This window comes from Gilliamella sp. A7, from assembly GCF_002142015.1.
GTDB lineage: Bacteria > Pseudomonadota > Gammaproteobacteria > Enterobacterales > Orbaceae > Gilliamella > Gilliamella apis_A.
Window position 1 is genome coordinate 1 of the sequence record NZ_NASN01000051.1, and the last position, 17,868, is coordinate 17,868.

Genomic DNA, 17,868 nt, shown 5'->3' on the forward strand with positions numbered 1-17,868 from the left:
TACAAAAAGTCAGCTATTTCTATATGACTGAGTTATTATACCTAAAATTTAGTGACTTAGCAGAGCCTTTTTAGATTGTACAAATCTAATGTTTTTTATTCTAATAATAATGTTAATTAATAATATAAATTTCAAAAACGAAAATATGTTATCTTTGAGTTTGATTGTTAATTTTTTGAAAATCCTTAAAAAGGATGATGTTTAATAGTAGATGGTAAAGGGATAACCTTCGATCAATTTATTATACAGTGTCATTAAAGTACAAATTCAGTACAATAACAGAAATTTACAATGATTTAAGAGAATGAAAATAGTTGCACCTCAAGATTTAAAAACCTACCGCATTTATGTATTAAAACAAAGAAAAGGCGGAAGTGAAGTACTTCTAGAAACGAGAACAAACACAACAAGCTTTGAGCTAGCAAAAGCTGCTTTTTGGCAATTGTATAATACGCACTATGATAATAAGCATCTATTATTAATGACTTGCAATAGCAAAAAGTTATACGTTTATCGTTATCAATCATCGCTCGGCGATGAATGTTATATTTCATCTGATACAGAGTTAAATTATGAATAGAGAAAGACAACGAAAAAATGAACAAGCTTATCGAGACAGGAACGCTGGACGCCCTCGTTTGCCAGGTACATATTTAACAGAACAAGAGAGTGAACTCCTCAAAAAATTAGCCACAATCTGCGGGACTCAAAAAAAAGCTATTTTTGCCGGGTTAGAGCTATTAGATGAAAAATTAAAAAAAGATAAAATAATTATTGATTAATCTTTCGAGTAATTAATTGGAATCACAGAGTTTAGAAATAATTCGACTGTTCTGATTGATTCCAGAATCATAGGAAATATACAGTTGTGAAATATTTTAATTTTCCCACTACATCTCAAGAATGACACTGAATGACGTATCAATCGCAATTTATGCCAACCGAAATCATTTATCTTATAAAAAGATCGCAGAAACAGTCAGTAAAAAAATTTTGAAGACAATCATATTAAAATAATATTAATAACCGACCAAAACCGAATAAAACCAATTACGGCTGCCATTTTACCACCACTTAGATGTTATTAAATGGATTTTGTCTAATGGCATCCTCAAAGTGATTGGGTGCAAAGTGAGCCTAACGCATTGTCATTTTAATATCTGTATGACCAAGTATTTTTTGCAATAGTAATATATTATCACCATTCATCATAAAAAAGGTCACAAAGGTATAACGCAAAACATACAATAATTGCTGATCTGGTAACTCTATTTCAGCTCTTTTAATGGCAGAACGGAAAGCCAAGTAATACGGAGTAAAAAGCTGAACATTTTTTTGGAATTTAATTAAAAAGTTCATCATTTATAGGGACGGGGTTATGCTTGCCTTAAGTATTAATATAGGTAATTTTCCCGTCTTTGACTTGAGAGCTTTTTAAACTTTCAACTGCACTCCATATGGCATCAGTTGCTAAACCAATTTTAACAATGACCGTTAAATCTTTTGCTTTGCTCTACTCCGCTGATGCTAGTAACAATTTTATTTGGTCTGGGAGCAGGTACGCCATTTCTTGCTCATCAATTGTAAATTGTCTGATGCGCTCAACCGGTTTTTTATGTTTCTATTATCCCATTAGTATCAGTTCATTAAACATCGATTTTATATAGGTTAACTCAAGGTTTAACGTTCGAGGTACAACGGTTTTAACTCGTTCTGGGCGATATATTTCACCATCCAGCCGCTTGGTGCGGTAGTCTGTAAAAATTTTCGATGTAAATTTATTAGCTAGTGGATTATTAATGCTTTTAGAAATAAATAGCAAACTAGTTTACACATTTTCACCATCACTTAACGCCTTACCACGGGCGTCGAGCCAAATTTCGATTAGAGCTAATAAGCACCACCTATCATTTTTTCAGCAATCTAATGCTTAGTTATTGCTTGCTCCTTTATATAGTTTTCGTATGCGGCCTCGCCTTTTGTGACAAACGTTTTTCGAATGCACCACCCATCTTCCAGATATTTCTCAAAAAGCCACTTGCCATTTTTTTGTTTTCTGATAGACATAATTGTTAGTCGTCGCTATATAAATATTCACAAAGCCCATTAATATTGAACGTTGATACCGATGTCTTATCGTTAAATGTATATAAAAGATCAAGATCAACAAGATAGTTTTCAAAAGATGATACAAATTTTTCGTTTTTACAGAGTTTTTTATCAAAAAATATATCTGCATATATATCAATATCTTTTTGAAGAAATTCATCTATACTACCTTTATAACGGTAATCATGAATTATTGATTCATCGGATGAAATTATATTTCTTAATGACATCTTATCGTCAACTTCTATTGGAAAATCACCGAATTTTTTTTCATAATTTTTTTTTGCAATTTCAGCTAGTTCTCTTAGTACATCGCTTTTATCAGCAAAACTTGGTGATGTAAATAAAACGCATGCAGCCAAAGGTAAAGCTAATGCAATAATTTTTTTCATCTCCCTATCCTTATTTTTAGTTCTTAAAAATACTATTTTTTAATAGCATATATTCATCATCTGCTATTGCTTCTTCTTTTTTTTAATTTCGAAATACGCTTTAATTTCTCCAAATCATCGTTTGAAAATTCAATAGATTTTTTTATATGTTGTCATTGATGTTAGGGCTTTCTTTACCTGTATATAGCCATTTGAGATTAATCCCTGAGAGCTGAAACGCTCGCCGTGTTCTCGTAAAAGCGGTATACCAACCTTGTTCAGTTCACTGCCAAATTGTGATTGTAGTGATTACACTTATATCAATATAAGCAAATTCTCAATTTCACTAAGCTGAATTACTAATTTACGGTTAATAATAATAAAATTAAGAAAGTGAATTAATACTTATTTCAGTTTTTTCTTTTTTGATCTAATCGCTGTTCAATTAACTTTTCTTGAATTGATGATCCTGCTGCAATGTTATTTATATTTACTTCCGTATTTACTTTGACCATTAATTTCATTTCGTCTTCTGAAAACAAGCTTTTACATAATTGACAGTAAGTTGATAAATAATTAAGAGCATACTCTTTATTTTTATCGAAAATCAAAATAGCTCCATCTAGTTCAGAGTTATTTTGATAGTAAACATAAATTAATTTATCGTAAAGAAAATTTTTTCTAAAAGCATAATTATAGTAGTTAGAATATGGCAGTTTATAAAATGCGGATGACGTGTATTTAGGAAATAACTAGTTACTATTAAAACTATCTCTTACTTTAGTTATCAATGTCGCAATCTGATTACCATTTATAACTCGTTGTACTGCTAATTGATTAGCCATCCGTATTCCATTTAAGTTCTCTATTAATTCTTTAGAGTCAGCTGTTACAATTTCAATGCTAATTCTTCTACTATATTATTTAATATAATAGCTGCGTTAAGTATCTGTTTGATTTTCAACAATATTGAAATCACCATAAATTTTTTTTAACTCTGGTTCAGCAATTTTAAATAAATATCTTTCAAACTTTATTTTTTCTTTGTTTGTATATGCCATTTTATTACCTCCTTGCTAATTCTTTCTAAAAATCAATATAAAAGTTATATCATAAATTTCATTTTTGTATAAATAAAGTTGTAATTTTGAACTGTATGACTACACTGCACGAAAACGAAAGATCAACGGAGGATCAAACAATATTTTAAATTCTGACAAACTGTATATATATAAAAAAATCTCACAGGTATCGTTATAGAAAGATAGGTCATTATTTCAAATCAGAATCATCAAAAATAGAATAATCGAATTTCCATTTGTGACTTGGATTTCTATTACATTGCACAATATTTTCACTATAATTTTTATTTATTTTTATTTGTCTAAGTGATAAGTTTCCATCACATTTATGTACATTACATTTCCCTGTAATTTTTGTAATAAAAACCGCTCCATATCTATTTGATTCAAGGCTATACCCTAATGGTAAAAGAAGAAAGCGGCACCTAATTAGTAATAACCCAATTACAAAAGTTACCGCCAAAATCCCAAAAAACAGTGTAAACAGAAAAATAAAAAAATAGTTTACATTTAAAATATCTGTAAAAGCATTTGTAAAAATGGTTATAATATCAGCTAATAAACCTATAGCACTAATAATACTTATCCATTTTGTTTTTACTGTTTTCCCTACAATACTTAGTTTCTTAATGCTATTTCGACTCATAAAACAATCATTTTTAGCGACTTGAGGATTATTAATAACTATTGGACCATAATTATTTCCCAGTATATTGTTATTTATATTATTATCGCCGTTTATTTTATTGTGATTTATTATTGATTGATTAAGAGATTTTTGTTTTTCTCCACAATAGCAACAAAATGTTGAATCCAATGGTATCTCTTTTTTACAACAAAAACATATCATATTATCTATACCTAAATTAAGATTAAAAAACAGATGCTAATTACATCTGTTTCGATTATCTCTTATATATAAATATTGCTAATTAATCAAGTGAATAAGGTTCAAATATTACAATCTCCTCTCCCATCCAATCATTGAGCTGTAAAAATCTGACCTAAAGTGGTTTAATTTCGTTTCGGGCAAATACTTTTGATGCCTAATTCACTCGTATTTTTAGGAGTGATCCCCATCAGTGATGGTGGTACTCGGTGTGCTGTTAAGACATCATCTTGACTGACTGATTTAATATCGACAAAGTTATCTTTAGCTGCAACCCCACCAACTAGAATAAGTTTTAAATCATCCTATTTACCATTAGGAACATACATTAATAAATTGCGAAAGTTACCAAGTCCGCTACTGTTTGTATCGCCTTTTTTAGTTCATCAATATCTTTTTCATTACGTAATTGATTTGATAAATATAAAATAAATTCGGCATGCGAATCATTTTTAACATAACGCTGCCTAAATACTATCGCTAGGTTATCCAGCCAAATCGAATTAATGGGAGCTAGAAATTTGGGTAATTCATAAATGTCTTGATTGATATCAGTCGCTAACATATTCCATATCGGGCCTTTTTGAATTCGTGATCCTCAAAATTTTGATATATGTACCAATATTGGCTTGATTCAACGGCTCACGAGTATATTTTGCCAACGTTATTTTTAACCCATCGATTTGCCTCATCATGTTTGCGCGTTTTCCTAAATAACAATTTCCTAAAATTAAATAATCATTTTCTATTCGTTCAAATGATTAGCGAAATAGATACTTATGATGAATAAACGTACTATAATTAATATTATTTTGAGAACAGAACAAGGTTAGTCTTACCACTCAATGAAACGGCGCTCTTTCTAGCCCTTTACCAGCCCACCATAAATAGACGTGACTAAGCTTTACGCATAAAAATTCCACTTAAGTGGTTTATACACCGTTGAACTAACAAGAGGTCAATCTCGACGTTAAATTTTGCTAGCATTAATCCAATTTAACAAAAGAGTATTTTTATGTCAGGGGTTATTTAAGATTAGATAAACAGGCAAAATATAAACCATATTAAAAATATAGTTACCGCCACTTAATATTTTTTAAGATTTTATCGGAAGGAAAGGTAACAGGTAAATTATTGATTTTATAGGATTTTAATGGTGGGTTGTGAGGGGATCGAATTATAATGATAACATATTGATATATAATGATATTATAAAAACAATATGCTAAACATATAACATAATGTATAACATTAAATATTGATGACCCACTCAACTTATCACCGATATGTAATATAACATCTATTAACAATAAAGTAAAAAGTTAAAAGAAAACTTCTTTTTTGTAATTTTATGACACTAACAACACTAACAAAATTAATTATTAATAATCAATAAATTAACCTCGTGTTATTATAGTGTTGTATGTTGTTAATGACATAGTAAAATAAAATGATTATTTTTGATATAAGGAATGAAAAATGATAAAACCATTTAAAGAACAAATAAAAGGGTTACCTAAAATATGTTCAGACATTGTTGAAATAGTAAATAGTTCAACTGGAAGTATAGCTCTTACAATTATGTTTTACTACTTTACATTTAAACAAGTAGGATTTAGCAGCATTCCTATTTTTATCATTGAAATTCTTACTGTTTGGGGGATATGGGGATTTCATGCTTATAATAAAATTACATCAAGAAATCATGTGAAAAAAGAAGCTATTTCTATAGGATTGTTAATTATAGTATATGTATCTATTATTTTTATATTTACTTATGAATCTACAAAACAATCCCTTTAAAATTGTCTAATACTTGTTTTTGTTCATCTGATAGGTTGATATCTATCTCGCCATATTCAAGTAAGTAGGTACCGAATGACATGAGGAAAGCAACTGCTGGGTCTATCTTGTTGGCTGCTTTCTTTTTATTGGGCTTGATGTTGGCATTTGCATCTGTTTCCATCACTACATTACCTATAGCCCAAGCCAAAACAGGATCGCCATTGTGATTAATGCGTTTACGACTAATAAATACCTCAGCAGTTTTCGATGTTGGGCTATAACGTGCGTATGTTTGTGGGAACGGCTCAACGTCTAAGCCGATATTTTGTAACTGCGTTCTCAATTGTGTGGCGTTCCACACATCAAAGCCAATTAATTTGATATTAAATTGCTCACTGTCTTTTAAAATATCATCACGAATTTGGTCATAATCGATACAGTCGCCTTTAGTTACTCGAATCCATCCCTGATTAACCCACTTACGGTACATTTCCCTATTTTTGTTAGCCACGTTAGTAAGCTGATATTCAGGAATGTAATGCCGTGTTAATAATCTTACCTCTGTTTCAAACGGAAACGAATAACAGACGCTAGTAATATCACTAGTAGATGATAAATCTAATCCAGCATAGCAATCTAACCCTTTTAAATCTTCTTCTGCATAATCAGCTTTACACGCAACCCAGCTACCAGTATTTACCCAAGGCGTAGCCCCATTACACCAAATATTAAAGCGTTTAGTGAGCATTTCGACCCACTGGGAAGATATACCTCTGGCTTTCTTAATCGTGTCCTCCAAGGCGCCACTATCAACCGATATATCAAGGTTAGGATTAGCTTTTATCCATAAATCAGGGTTATCAATTTCACTTTCATCGTCCAATTCGTAAATAAGTACAAATTGCGATTCGTTAACTTCGTCACCGGCTAAAATCTGGCAACAATAATCATAATGCTGTTTACAGGCTGATATGGTATTACTGCCAGCGGTGGTGATAGCAAATAAAATGCCTTCTGGTCTTGCTCCCATTCCAAGCTCTAAAGCTGAATATACACCATTATCAGGGTGTAAGTGGTATTCATCTACAATTGATAAACTAGGATTAGTTCCCTCTATCGTTGAAGCTTTTGAGGCAAGTGGTCTTAATATACTATTAGTTTTAGGATTAATGATTTTATGTTGTTGAATGGTGACTCTTTTCTTTATTGGCTTGCTTAATATGGCCATCTGTCTTGCATCATCAAACACGATTCGGGCTTGGTCACGGCTAACGGCTGCAGTATAGATATCTTGTTGACCTTTTTCCATGACTAAAAACCAGTTAGCAAGGATTGCTGCTGTAGTCGATTTGGCGTTCTTTCTCGGTACTTGCACATAAGCACTACGGTATTTGCGTAATCCTGTTTTAACGTGCTTAAATCCCAGCAGGTTAGCAAATAAGAATTGCTGCCACGGCTCAAGCTCAATAGGTTTAGCTCTTAAATGACCTTTAACGTGTGGACAGACTCTTGAGAATGAAACAAATTTAGTGACAATTTCACTATCAAAATAATAATTAGGATTATCCAAATCAATAAAATAGCGGTTTACTGCCTGTTTTAAGCGTTTACAAGCAGGAATATCGCCATTTTTAACCGATAATGCGTAATTATGCCAAGCGGTCAAGCTCGTCTTCCTCTTCAACTTCTACAGGATTTTTGCGACGACTAACAGGATCAAAGCCAAGCAATGAAGCCATTTTAATCATGATTTTTTCAGCTTCTGATTTTGCACTTAATGCAGGATTGCGACTTTCCGTACCTTGTGAGTTAACAATTGAAAATCCACGCTTTGCAATATCTTCCATTGCTTTACGGTACATAGAATAATTAACACAAAACAATTCTAAATTAGTCCAATCGGCTGGCTGAATATCATCACGACTAGCTAACTGGTCTGCTCTGAGTTTCCATTGTTCCTTTGCTAATTTATCCAAATATTTAGGTGCTTTCATATTATTGTTTTCTCTCTACTTTCTAAAAAATCACTGTGCATAAAAATTTGAGGAGGGTGGTGGTCTTTTAGCTTTTTGAATTTCTTTGAACATTCCCCCCTACCCACTCATCATATCTGAGGACTGCTATCAGTTGTCTTTATTATGAAGATGACCCAAATCCTCGTTTATCGATTACTCTTGTCTTATAGCTATGACAGTCTCGACATAATGGTTGATGATTACTTGCTTGCCAAAAGAGAGGATCACTTTGTCCATCCTCAATCGGTTTGATATGGTCTATCACAGTAGCAGGAGTGAGTAATCCTTTGTCATTACACATCTTGCATAGTGGGTTATGCCTAAGGTACTCAGCTCGATATATTTGCCATCGATGATTATAGCCTCGTTGTGCTGCTGTTCCTCGTGCTTTATCTTGCTGTTTATCTCTTCTATGCTCATTACATCGCCCTGATTTAACACGGTTACGACAATTAGGATATGAACATCTCTTTAATGGTTGTATTGGCATGGCTCACCTAATAGATAGCTGGGTCACGGTAGATGCTCCATAATGATGATATTGCTAATGGTACTTGATTTACTATGCTACTTGTGACCATTTCCCTATTTTCATAGAGGTGAGCAATATACATTAAACATCCAGCTTTGATTGCTGGAGTAAATTCCTGTACCTCAAATGATTTACCGATATGTTTTTGACAGGCTTCAAGAGCAGCATCTATATAGATTTGAAGTAAGCTATCTTCTAAGGTGTCACTGTCATCAATACGGCAATGTAACTTAACTTCTTGTAAGGTAATATTAGCCATCGTTTAAACCAGCCTCACATAACAATTCTAAATAAGTTCTTTTTGCGTCAGGTAATACAGCTTTAATATTTAAATATTGTGAGCCAGCTATCAGGTACTTAATCCGCCAAGTGGTATCAATATCCTTACGGTAGCGAATATAAACCCTTATAGTGGTACCGCTCATCTCTTGCTGTGATAACATAAGCTCTTTACCAGTTACTGCTTTAACCTCAGCCCATACGTTTGCAATATCTTTCCATCCTTTAATAATTTGACCAAATGGATCTCGGTAGCTCTCGAATTTCTGTAAGATAATGCGCTGTCTTAATCGCCCTATAATCATTCAGCATTATCCTTTTTAACTTCTACTGTTTGCTTCCACGCTTGGCTAAATTCTTCACCGCCCTCATAAGGTAATAAACCCTCTCTTAATCTTGCTTCATTAGGATTCATTACTCCTGATTTAATCGCTATGTTATAGCTGTTAAAGCGATCTATTGGACTGGTACGCATCAAGTCCGATGTATCAAACTCAATTAGATAACGGCTTTTATCATTGTTAATATCAATCATTAATGCGTCTTTTAATTGTTGTTCAAAATTGGTAAGCCATGGTCTAAGCGTTAAAGTTAAAAATGAACGTGTAGCTTCTGAAAAGTTACTATATGAACTATGGGAATATTCTTGTAGAAACATCGGGCTAATGTTAAATATTCGAGCTATGTCCTCAATAGTAAACCGTCTACTTTGCAGCCACTCGGCATCTTGATTGCTCATGCCTAACTGCTCGTATTTCATTCCTCCTTCAAGTATTGGTGTTTTACCTGCATTTTTTGCACCTTTGTAACGTTCTAATGCATTTAAGGCTTTTTTCCCTTTTGCATCATCCATCCATTCAGCCATAGAGACATAACCACTTGCCATTAGTCCGTTTTTCATGATAGATGAGCCATGGCGTTGCTGGGCAAGTCCTAATCCTATCGCTTCTCGACAAATAGTAACGGGAGAACGTCCGAGAAAACCGTCATCACTCGCATAACGCAAATGCAATATTTCATCTTGTAAGTAATTGGTAACATTGCCGTCCTCATCAACAATTGAGTAAGCATATTTGCCATTGCCAAGCCGTTTAGGTGTTACGGCATACGGTGGAAAACTTTCCAGCCCTTGCGGTCGCCCATCTTTTCCCCAATGAATAACCGCATAGGCATTACCACCCAATAAACAGTGGCGCATCATGGTTCTTTTGAACTGGTAAGGTGTTTGCTTTCTGTTTGGCATTTCGTTGAGTAAGTATTCGACGGGATGGTCTGAGATTCGTTCACGTTCACCTTTTTTATTAAGTTTGTAAAGATAGCAAGGCATTGAGGCAACTGCTTCACTAATAACTGTCACAGCATTCATAACCGCAGGTAATGCTTCTGCTGAATTAGGAGAAACATACTCACCTGAATTGGTATTAGGCAAGCCAAGATAAGAGATTAGCTCGTCTACAGTCATACTGCGCTGTTCTGTTTTTTTTCGATTAAATAGCCACATTTTTATAACTCCATCAGATCAAGCCATGCCTTGCTTAAATCAGGCTGAAATTTAGCTTTAGCTTCAAGCATTGAACGTTTGGCTATTTGTATATCACTTTCTTGGTAGGCAGGCATACTCGTGACAGTTATTTCAAATAGTTCAGCAGTATTTACCGTTCTTAAACATGGCTCTTGATTAAAATCCCATGATTCAGCTGTGGCTATAAAACCAAATGACATACCACGAATATCACCACGATCCACACTAACGAGCAAATCACGCCCTAATTGAGTGTCTGGCGGTGTTAATTGAAATCGCAAACCAATATCATCCTCAGCCAGAATTAAGGTATTAGAGATAGTCCGACCTAATAGGGCTTTGTGGTCATGTTCAAATAAAGCGCGAATATCAGGATTATTACTCAATGATTGGCTAAATGCTTTTGGTGCGAACTGCTCATAAAATTCACCCCATATCAATTGTGAACGGCTATTCCACTTCACCACATAACCGACTAGCTTAGTATCGTCCCTAACGACTTCGGTACTTCTGATTTCATATTTTTTCTTATCCATATCAACCTCAAAAGGGCATATAGCCCTGTTATTATTTACCAGCAGATACTTCTAAGATTTTGATAGCGTTAGAATCGACTAAACCACCACCGAGATATTTATCAGTATGGACTTTATAGAATCCCGGTTCTGTAATGTTATCTGGGCGAGTTCTTACACCTGTTTCATGATCAACAATATAGTAACCGCGTTTAAAATCACCAACTGCAACAACAGCACCTTTATCATTCATATTTTCTAAATAATGAACAGGTTTACCTAAAAGCATATCGGGATCGCCAGCTTTCAAGCCATCACGCCAAATATAATCGCCATTACCATTTTTAAGTTTTTGTAATGTTGCTGCAGTATTTGAGTTCATTGTCCATACAGCATTTTTACGATATTTCTTTTTAAGTTTAAAAAGTAAATCAATTAAACTGTCTGCGGTGATAGCTGTTACTGTCATTTTTTCTAAAGTGCCAAATGGACGCTCTTTATCAGATTGTACCGCTTGTGGATATGATAAAAATCCCTTGGCTTTCTTGGTTCCATTACCACTAATAAGATCAATTTCTTCTGTTTCGACAAAAGTATCTTTGATTTCATCCGTTAACCAACTCAAAACATCTAAATCACTAAAATCTAGAATTTCTTGGGTAGTCTTAGGATAAGCGTAAATTGGATATAACTTGATTGATACTTCTTCAAGATTAGGTGTAGCCGTTTCTGTTCGTGCCGTTCCCTCTTCGCCGTGATTAACTATCGCACCACCAACTGATACCAACTTTTTATATTCATTTGAGCCGATTTTTTTAACGGTACAAATTGCACGCATTTCTGATTCATCAGATAACTGACGCATAATTTCTTTGTCTAATTCAGGTATTACTGTATAACCACCATCAGCAGGTACAGCAGTAGACAATGAACGAGCCTCACCAGTACGGATATAGTTGCGTAATTCTTCGTTAGTAAGCTTTTTATCTACTGGTTTGCTCTTATCTGCTAAACTTCGCTCTTCATTGGCTAAAGTTTCATAGTTAGAAATTTCAGTGTTCAACTCTTCAACTTTTGCTTTTATAGTATCAAATTGTGTCTTTTCTTCTGGTGTCATACTGCGGTTTTCTTGCTCTGCTTTGTCAAGCATTGAGCGCATTTCTGCTACTTTGGTCGCTTTTAATTGACGTAATTCAATAAGTTTTTTCATATCGTTATTATTTACCTTTATTTATTCTTTATTTACAGCGAGATATGAAAGGCTTTAAGTGGGAATAGCGATTAGGCTATGAAAGATGCTGCGCTTTGGTTTTAGACTGCCATATCTGCGCTAATTCGTGGTTATACTATTAACCCAAACTGCAGTCTAACAAAACAAAATAATATTGTTAATTCAATGAATTAGGTAAAATTAATCAGAAAGCATCAGAACAGAATTATTTTATTTGTATTAGCCAATAATCAATTCTACTTGGTATATCACTAACAATTCTCTTCATTTCGCCACTAGGTTTGGCGTTACTTTTTAGGCTATCTAATAAATAAAAATAAACATCATCTAAAGCGGGGAAAATAAAATATTCCTCTAATTCAGTTAATTCATTATTAGTTCGTTTCTTATCCAAAATTTTGCGCTGGTTTTGTACATACATTTTTAGATTGCTAAATTCGTTTGTTATTTGATTTATTTTAATAGGATCATGCAACATTTCATCTAATGCAATCGCCATAATTTTAGTATCAATTAGTCTTTTCATTTTGTTACCTTTTATTATAGTTAATATTATTTTCTTCTAACGCAGCATCAGGAAACCAGTCATTACACTTGTCATAATCAAGATGTAAGTTAGTCCTACGTCCCTCACCATGCCTTGCTCTTATAATGACCTCCAAGCCATACTCTTTCATTGCAGCAGGTAGAGCATTAACAAAGTTCCTAAGTGATAACGGATTTTTTAGATTATTATTTTCGATAAAAGTAATATAGGCATGATATAGGAATCGCTTAAATTGTACTGGCGTTGAGTATTTTCCTATCATCATGCCGTCAGGTTTATCGGTTGCAAAGAGATAACTACAAAAATCAATAAGTGGATTGGTTAATCGCTTAACTTCAATTGCTTCAGATGATTTTTGTTGCTCAATTAACAATAATTTAGCTTTGTTATCATCCTCAAAGTAATTGAATAAATGACGGATTATCACAGACAATTCACCACGTATTTTATCTTTTAGTATTGGGTCGCGTTCATTAGCAGGAACTGGCTCGCCAAAGTGAAAAATTACCCTCCGCCTAGATATTCCCCCGTCATCATTGCTAAATGTCATCGGGTTATTATTTATCGCAAGTATCACTCCTTGTATTTTAGTCGAATAAGGTTTCTTATATTTTTCATCTATAGCCACATCATCACCACCCGTAATTGCCTTAATACCGTTACCCTCACCGATATATTTTGCTTGATCGGGTAAAATAATTAACGACTGTCCAACAATAAGAGATCTTTCTCTTGGCTTTTCAAGTGATTCCATATTGGCAGATACCGTATTGTTTTTACCTGCTAACATTGTGGCAATATCAGCAAAGACACTTTTACCACTACCACCTGCGCCTGTTACTTCTAAAAATAATTGCCAGTCATAACGATTAGCCAATATCATATATAATGCTGCTTTTATAGCATCCATCTTGATAGTGTCTTTTTTAGCGGAACGTGACAACCATTGATAAAAATTAGGCGCATGATGCTCTAAATTTTCATTCGATACACTATCAATAAAATCAACATTGTTAATTGATTGTAACCAGTGATTTTTTGAATGAGATTTAAAAGTACGAGTATCAAGGTCAAATACACCGTTTTTAAAACCTATTAAATTTCTCGCTGGTTCGTTTTTTAATGGTATTTGAAGCTTCATTGTATCAATGGTCGATTTAATGCCTTTTTCTGAATAATGAGCATTTGATTGTCGAAACAACTGGACTAGTTCACGTTTAAGATCCATTTCAGAAATCATTTGCCAAACATTATCTTTATAGATATATACCTCATTTGTCACCATATCTAAGGATAGATTATTCTCATAATGCTCTATGAGTACATCTGCTTTCTGGCTGGCTTGCATTTGCGATAAGTCGTGAATGGGATTATGGGCATTTTTCGTAATGCCAACGTCTTGACTTTTACCTTGTAAGTTACATTCAGCTTTTTTGATATTGCTGTCAAATACCGCTGTAGTTTTATTCATGCCATGTTGTTGCCTATAATCATCCCAATCACATTTATAATCAGTGTCAGGGATTGTGTAATAACCATTTACCGCTTTAGCCGCTTCTATCGCTTTTTCTTTACCTGTATTTTTATGACTACCTATATCATTATCACCAGCAATGATAATATTTGCGGTATAGTTAACCTCACGGACAGCTTTAGCTACATGAATAAGATTGCCTGCATCAATAGCAGATATCACCAGTGACCGATGGCGGAATACCGCTATCGATATACCTGTAGCTAATCCCTCGCAAATAATAATCTCGGTAGCTGTGAGTAATTCTTTGTTTACCTCGTCAGGTCTGCCCAAATTTGGGCAGACCCATATAAAAGCACCTTTCTTATTTGATCCTCTCATTAAGCGCTTATTTCCATTTGGCTCGATAAATTGACCGCCTGCGTATTCATTATGAAGATTCAGCATGGGCACAAAAATGCGCCCGTTATCTAACAAGGGTAAATCAAAGGTTAACCCTTTTTCAGTGAGGTAATCCGATTGACCTAATATTGCTTTAGATAGCAAATACTTAACCTTTTTACATACAGGATTCTCTGGTATGTTGTCTTGTAGGTCGGATTTCAAATCCGAGTTTGTGGAAGTGTTTCTTAAATTTAAGCATTCCGCTACTTTACTACTAGCTTCTTTAGCATCACAATGATAATAGTTTTTGATAAGATTTAAGCCGTCACCGCTACCGCACTGGTTACAGATGTACGTACCTCTACCATTTTGGTTATCAAATCTAAATCTATCTTTACCCCCACAGACAGGACAAGGGCAATGCTTGCCATTACCCACCTCAATACCCAATGATTGAAAGACATAATCCCATTTACCTACGGCTTGGGTTGTAATTTCATTTATTTTCATTTTTTCGACCCTTAGATTCAGTTTCACTACTAAATAGTTTCTTAGAATCAGTTATTAAGTCTGATATAGCCCAAAGCACATATGAGCGTAACTCATTACTTAATTTGGTATCTTCATTACATTCACACATTAATAGGGTTGTAATAGCGTTTGCTTGATCGAGTTTAGAGTTGATAGTATCAACTGCATCTAAAGAGATATTAGGCATTATTGTCATCTCCTTTGATATCAATTTTTAATAACTCCTTATACGCATCTTCGATTAAGTCTCCTGCTGTCCAAAGTAAATTACCTGTATCGCAATGATCAATAAAAGGCTCATCTAATCCCTCATCTTTATAATTGTGATTATCCAAAATTACCTTAATCATGCTTTGTGCTTGTGCTAGTTTAGTTTCAATATTATTTATTAATCGGTGGTTATGAGCATTATTCATGACTGTAACCTCCCCAAGTTCTGACTCGTTCAATGATTGGCGTTATTTGAATTCTGGCAATAAAAATAAGAGATTGCTTGCCTAAATTTTTCCGTGCTTGGCGTTCGGTTGTTGCTGTAGTTTGGATAACTTGAGCGGTTGAAAGGTCATAGAATTTATATAGTTTGGATTGTCTTGCACGTAGGTGTGCGCTATCATAGCGGTTAGCCATAATCATTACCTCATTTAATGTTATTGTGGTTAGATCCCTCGATAGTGTTCCACCACTTCGAGGGATTGCTTTTTTGGTCGTTACCATTATAATGGTCGTTACCATGTAATTATAATAATATAGGGTAAGTACCATGTCAACACCAAAGGGAAAAAGATCACCACAATACCAAATGCGGTTAACTGAAGAATTTAGGCAACAACTAGAAGAAGAAGCTGCAAAAGATGGCGATACAAATTTAGCAACTTGGATAAAAAGAGTTTTAAGAAAAGAATTGCAATCAAGAGGAATCACTCCAAAAGCATAACTAAAATGCTCTCGAACGCTTCCGAAATCTACCCATTTTTTTAACACTGCGTTATTATAAGAACGTGCTTTAAACGCGTTACGCTTTGGCACAAGTTCAATGCTTTTGATTAGTTCTATTGACATTAATATACCTTAATTAATTGATTTTAGTGATTGAATATGGGCAACTGTGATAAGTTGCCTTTTTTATTAAATCAATTCTGGTTGATATTTTTTCCATAGTGCTTGCTCTTCTGCTATCAAATTAGCTTTCCATTTTTTACAAGCTTCTAAATTACGTCCTCTTTTGCTTGATTCAATAAGATATTCTTTTTCACGTTTAGCATGATCATTCAAGAAAGCCCAAGGCACACCATAAGCACCAGTTTTGCGAATTGCTGGAATAACTTCACCAAATACCCAGTTACTAAATCGATAAGCAAATGTTCCTTGTTGAATTGCTTTTCTGCTTCTAGCGATCAACTTGTAAAATCCTGATTCAGATACAGCTAACAATTTTCTTGCCCCGCCTCTTTTGCCTGAATGACTATAACTTAAAGTTAGGGTCATTAATTCAAGGCTATTTAATGATTTAATTGCTTTGGTTGGATTGCTATGCTCTAACGCCAAACACACATCGTTAGCAATAAACCAAGGTTCACCCAAATAAGTAATAATTCGTACTTTGATGCCATCAAATTTTATGATGCTTAATTCATCTTGTTTAACTATCATCTTAATAGCTCCCATTAGCAAACCCTCGGCGTTTAGTCGGTTGATTAATTTTTTCAACTACTGGCGGATTGTCGATCCAGTGAAGTAATTCCACTAATGACCAACCGCATGAGTTAGCACCTAAAGATTTTCTTAATGGATATTTACCGTCTTTCTCAAGTTGCCATGCTGTTGAACGGGCGATACTAGTAATTTTGTATCTCTCATTTTCACGGACAAGGCGATCATATTGGATACCGTATTTATCCCTAATGGCTTTGTGTTGTTCTGGTGTGATTGAATATGACATTGAAAGCCTCCTACTGTACTCGGTTGCTTTCTAAGTAGGCTTTTACTTCGGTGATATCATAAACCGTTCGACGTTTTGATAATTGAATGCCTTTAGGGAATTTTGGATTGTAGCGTAATGTATTTTTAGAACAGCCTAACATTAACGCTAATTCATCAAGAGAGTAATATTTTTGGATTGTATTTAATTGCATTGTTTTTCCTCACTGAATTAATAATGTTTAATTAACTAATGAGGTAATTATGGCGATTTTTATCGGAAATGCTCCGCATGCGAAATCATAGTTTCGTTTGCGGAATAATTGAGGGTAATTTAAGATTTATATTTTTTATTGAGTTTTGACCACATAGATTCTAAGCGTCTTTTACTCATCCCCTTTAATAAGTTATCTAACTCGTTATTTATTTCGTCTTGGCTCCATTTTTTTGCTTTAGAGCAAACTAATTCTTTTAATGAAAACAAAATATTTTGGTAATCTTCATTACAAAAATTATCACTATCGTTTTGCAGTAAAGAATGAATAAAATTATCTAAATCAATTCGTTGTATTACTAATTCTAAATCATCATTAAAATTTGTAACAGGATCATAGTTTTCAATCATTGATGCTTGTTTATCTAATAACTGATTATTTTTAGGGTGATATAATTTAGGGTATAGCTT

At 33.8% G+C, this 17,868-nt stretch carries 25 protein-coding genes; 4 read left to right on the forward strand and 21 right to left on the reverse strand.

Features of this window, described 5'->3' with window-relative positions; translation table 11 throughout:
* Positions 1-304: 304 nt before the first annotated feature.
* Positions 305-580, forward strand: coding sequence for a hypothetical protein (locus tag B6D18_RS10340; RefSeq protein ID WP_086364382.1), 276 nt, complete (start codon positions 305-307; stop codon positions 578-580).
* Positions 573-782 (forward strand): hypothetical protein, encoded by a 210-nt coding sequence (locus tag B6D18_RS10345; protein WP_086364383.1) that lies wholly within the window; start codon positions 573-575, stop codon positions 780-782. Before B6D18_RS10340 ends, B6D18_RS10345 begins: the two co-directional genes overlap by 8 nt.
* A gap of 1,290 nt (positions 783-2,072) precedes the next feature.
* On the opposite strand, the gene B6D18_RS10355 is transcribed toward B6D18_RS10345, so the two are convergent.
* The 4 genes from B6D18_RS10355 to B6D18_RS10370 form a co-directional block, all read right to left on the reverse strand.
* Positions 2,073-2,501, reverse strand: a complete 429-nt coding sequence (locus B6D18_RS10355) for a hypothetical protein (RefSeq protein ID WP_086364384.1) — start codon at positions 2,499-2,501, stop codon at positions 2,073-2,075.
* 389 nt (positions 2,502-2,890) lie between these two features.
* Complete coding sequence (locus B6D18_RS10360) at positions 2,891-3,091, reverse strand: hypothetical protein (protein ID WP_086364385.1); 201 nt, start codon at positions 3,089-3,091, stop codon at positions 2,891-2,893.
* A 661-nt stretch (positions 3,092-3,752) separates the two neighbouring features.
* Positions 3,753-4,379: a hypothetical protein gene (locus tag B6D18_RS10365; protein ID WP_144063983.1), complete on the reverse strand. Its 627-nt coding sequence runs from the start codon at positions 4,377-4,379 to the stop codon at positions 3,753-3,755.
* A 400-nt stretch (positions 4,380-4,779) separates the two neighbouring features.
* Positions 4,780-5,016 carry a hypothetical protein gene (locus B6D18_RS10370; RefSeq protein WP_086364387.1) on the reverse strand — a complete coding sequence of 79 codons (237 nt, stop codon included), beginning with the start codon at positions 5,014-5,016 and terminating at the stop codon, positions 4,780-4,782.
* A gap of 914 nt (positions 5,017-5,930) precedes the next feature.
* Between B6D18_RS10370 and B6D18_RS10375 the strand changes: the two genes are divergently transcribed.
* The gene (locus B6D18_RS10375) at positions 5,931-6,254 is read left to right on the forward strand and encodes a hypothetical protein (RefSeq protein WP_025315444.1); all 324 of its coding nucleotides are present in this window, start codon (positions 5,931-5,933) and stop codon (positions 6,252-6,254) included.
* On the opposite strand, the gene B6D18_RS10380 is transcribed toward B6D18_RS10375, so the two are convergent.
* The 13 genes from B6D18_RS10380 to B6D18_RS10440 form a co-directional block, all read right to left on the reverse strand.
* Positions 6,235-7,902 carry a terminase large subunit gene (locus B6D18_RS10380; RefSeq protein WP_086364388.1) on the reverse strand — a complete coding sequence of 556 codons (1,668 nt, stop codon included), beginning with the start codon at positions 7,900-7,902 and terminating at the stop codon, positions 6,235-6,237. The two genes, B6D18_RS10375 and B6D18_RS10380, sit on opposite strands and share 20 nt — an antisense overlap.
* The gene (locus tag B6D18_RS10385) at positions 7,886-8,230 is read right to left on the reverse strand and encodes a phage terminase small subunit P27 family (RefSeq protein WP_086364389.1); all 345 of its coding nucleotides are present in this window, start codon (positions 8,228-8,230) and stop codon (positions 7,886-7,888) included. Before B6D18_RS10385 ends, B6D18_RS10380 begins: the two co-directional genes overlap by 17 nt.
* Positions 8,231-8,372: 142 nt before the next feature.
* Positions 8,373-8,741, reverse strand: a complete 369-nt coding sequence (locus tag B6D18_RS10390; protein ID WP_025315441.1) for an HNH endonuclease signature motif containing protein — start codon at positions 8,739-8,741, stop codon at positions 8,373-8,375.
* Between the two features lie 7 nt (positions 8,742-8,748).
* Entirely contained in the window at positions 8,749-9,042 is a 294-nt protein-coding gene (locus tag B6D18_RS10395; protein WP_086364390.1) for a head-tail connector protein, read from the reverse strand.
* Positions 9,035-9,367 (reverse strand): phage head closure protein, encoded by a 333-nt coding sequence (locus tag B6D18_RS10400; protein WP_025315439.1) that lies wholly within the window; start codon positions 9,365-9,367, stop codon positions 9,035-9,037. The genes B6D18_RS10395 and B6D18_RS10400 overlap by 8 nt, the downstream gene beginning before the upstream one ends.
* Positions 9,364-10,563, reverse strand: coding sequence for a phage portal protein (locus tag B6D18_RS10405; RefSeq protein WP_086364391.1), 1,200 nt, complete (start codon positions 10,561-10,563; stop codon positions 9,364-9,366). The genes B6D18_RS10400 and B6D18_RS10405 overlap by 4 nt, the downstream gene beginning before the upstream one ends.
* A 2-nt stretch (positions 10,564-10,565) precedes the next feature.
* Complete coding sequence (locus tag B6D18_RS10410; RefSeq protein ID WP_086364392.1) at positions 10,566-11,120, reverse strand: HK97 family phage prohead protease; 555 nt, start codon at positions 11,118-11,120, stop codon at positions 10,566-10,568.
* A 31-nt stretch (positions 11,121-11,151) separates the two neighbouring features.
* The gene (locus B6D18_RS10415; protein WP_086364393.1) at positions 11,152-12,309 is read right to left on the reverse strand and encodes a phage major capsid protein; all 1,158 of its coding nucleotides are present in this window, start codon (positions 12,307-12,309) and stop codon (positions 11,152-11,154) included.
* 226 nt (positions 12,310-12,535) lie between these two features.
* The gene (locus tag B6D18_RS10420; RefSeq protein ID WP_086364394.1) at positions 12,536-12,856 is read right to left on the reverse strand and encodes a hypothetical protein; all 321 of its coding nucleotides are present in this window, start codon (positions 12,854-12,856) and stop codon (positions 12,536-12,538) included.
* A 4-nt stretch (positions 12,857-12,860) separates the two neighbouring features.
* A complete protein-coding gene (locus tag B6D18_RS10425) occupies positions 12,861-15,245 on the reverse strand; it encodes a primase-helicase zinc-binding domain-containing protein (RefSeq protein WP_086364395.1) in 2,385 nt (794 codons plus the stop codon).
* On the reverse strand, positions 15,232-15,453 hold the full coding sequence (locus B6D18_RS10430) for a hypothetical protein (RefSeq protein WP_039127999.1): 222 nt from the start codon (positions 15,451-15,453) through the stop codon (positions 15,232-15,234). The genes B6D18_RS10425 and B6D18_RS10430 overlap by 14 nt, the downstream gene beginning before the upstream one ends.
* On the reverse strand, positions 15,446-15,682 hold the full coding sequence (locus tag B6D18_RS10435) for a hypothetical protein (protein ID WP_086364396.1): 237 nt from the start codon (positions 15,680-15,682) through the stop codon (positions 15,446-15,448). Before B6D18_RS10435 ends, B6D18_RS10430 begins: the two co-directional genes overlap by 8 nt.
* The gene (locus tag B6D18_RS10440) at positions 15,675-15,980 is read right to left on the reverse strand and encodes a host cell division inhibitor Icd-like protein (protein ID WP_158092576.1); all 306 of its coding nucleotides are present in this window, start codon (positions 15,978-15,980) and stop codon (positions 15,675-15,677) included. Before B6D18_RS10440 ends, B6D18_RS10435 begins: the two co-directional genes overlap by 8 nt.
* Positions 15,981-16,026: 46 nt before the next feature.
* Here B6D18_RS10440 and B6D18_RS12720 point away from each other — a divergent pair, with 46 nt between their 5' ends.
* Positions 16,027-16,200, forward strand: coding sequence for a hypothetical protein (locus B6D18_RS12720; RefSeq protein ID WP_170115381.1), 174 nt, complete (start codon positions 16,027-16,029; stop codon positions 16,198-16,200).
* Between the two features lie 191 nt (positions 16,201-16,391).
* Here the strand turns inward: B6D18_RS12720 and B6D18_RS10445 are convergent, their stop codons facing one another.
* The 4 genes from B6D18_RS10445 to B6D18_RS12645 all read right to left on the reverse strand — a co-directional run.
* Positions 16,392-16,931, reverse strand: a complete 540-nt coding sequence (locus B6D18_RS10445; RefSeq protein ID WP_086364397.1) for a BRO family protein — start codon at positions 16,929-16,931, stop codon at positions 16,392-16,394.
* Positions 16,918-17,205, reverse strand: a complete 288-nt coding sequence (locus B6D18_RS10450) for an AlpA family transcriptional regulator (protein WP_086328888.1) — start codon at positions 17,203-17,205, stop codon at positions 16,918-16,920. Before B6D18_RS10450 ends, B6D18_RS10445 begins: the two co-directional genes overlap by 14 nt.
* A 10-nt stretch (positions 17,206-17,215) precedes the next feature.
* Complete coding sequence (locus tag B6D18_RS10455) at positions 17,216-17,398, reverse strand: AlpA family transcriptional regulator (protein ID WP_039127985.1); 183 nt, start codon at positions 17,396-17,398, stop codon at positions 17,216-17,218.
* Positions 17,399-17,517: 119 nt separating this feature from the next.
* Positions 17,518-17,868, reverse strand: a 351-nt coding sequence (locus B6D18_RS12645) for a hypothetical protein (RefSeq protein ID WP_158092577.1), incomplete at its 5' end; no start/stop codon positions are given.